Here is a 1,109-nt window from a genome sequence, read left to right as displayed (position 1 = left end):
GGGGATGCCGGTCGCGGCCAGCGCACTGAGGCCCGAGGTCAGGCCGGGCAGGACGCGGAACGGGATACTTTCCCGCGCCAGCGCCAGAGCTTCTTCGCCGCCACGGCCGAAAATATAGGGATCGCCGCCCTTCAGCCTGACGACGCGGCGGCCTTCGCGTGCGAGCCGGACCAGCAGGGCGGTGATGTCGTCCTGTTTCATCGACGGTTTGCCGCCGCGCTTGCCGGCAAAGAAAAGCTCGGCATTCTCCGCAACTGCGACAATGTCAGGGGACACCAGTGCGTCGTAGACCAGCGCATCCGCCTCGGCCAGCGCCGCCAGCACTTCCAGGGTCAGGCAGCCGGGGTCGCCGGGGCCGGCGCCGGCCAGCCAGACATGGCCCGGCTCCAGTTGGCGCGGCTTGAAGTTCAGCCGGGACAAGGCTTTTTCGAGCGTGGCGTTTTCGCCGGTGTTTTTGGTGCTGCCGCTCACAATCCGTCCCGTCCGCGAAAACGCCGCTGATAATGGGCGTCGTATAATGAACTCTCGCCAAAACCTCGCGCCGCCAGCGAGCGGCCGACGAAGATGATCGCCGTGCGCTCCATCGGATCGGCGGCGAGCTGTGCCTCGATGGTCGCCAGCGTGCCGGTCAGCACGCGCTCGTCCGGCCAGGAAGCGCGGAAGACGACCGCCACCGGGCAATCGCCGCCATAGTGCGGCGTCAGTTCGGCGACGACGCGATCGATGGCGTGGATGGCCAGATGAATAGCGAGCGTGGCGCCGGTGCGGCCGAAGCCGGCCAGCGTCTCGCCGGGCGGCATTTTTGAGGCGCGCCCGGAAATGCGGGTCAGCACCAGGCTTTGCGCCACTTCGGGAATGGTCAGCTCGCGGCGAAGTGCGGCGGCGGCGGCGGCGAAGGAGGGGACGCCCGGCGTCAGCGTATAAGGGATGCCGTGCTTTTCCAGCCGGCGGATCTGTTCGGCGACCGCGCTCCATACCGACAGGTCGCCGGAATGCAGGCGGGCGACATCCTGGCCTGATTTGTGCGCCTCGAGATAGGCGGCCTCGATCTCGTCGAGCGACATCGGCGCGGTGTCGACCAGCTTTGTCCCCGGCGCGCAGTGCTGCAG

2 protein-coding genes are annotated in these 1,109 nt (G+C 67.9%); both read right to left on the bottom strand.

The features are described from left to right. On the bottom strand, positions 1–471 hold a 471-nt coding region (locus tag EN994_RS32565; RefSeq protein ID WP_245466159.1), incomplete at its 3' end, for a uroporphyrinogen-III C-methyltransferase. Beyond that, positions 468–1,109, bottom strand: a 642-nt coding sequence (locus EN994_RS32560) for an SAM-dependent methyltransferase (protein ID WP_127308207.1), incomplete at its 5' end; no start/stop codon positions are given. The genes EN994_RS32565 and EN994_RS32560, both read right to left, overlap by 4 nt.

The organism is Mesorhizobium sp. M7A.F.Ca.CA.002.09.1.1, assembly GCF_003998555.1.
Lineage (GTDB): Bacteria > Pseudomonadota > Alphaproteobacteria > Rhizobiales > Rhizobiaceae > Mesorhizobium > Mesorhizobium ciceri.
The sequence above is the reverse complement of the archived record's forward strand: the minus strand, read 5'-3'. Positions and strand labels throughout refer to the sequence as shown.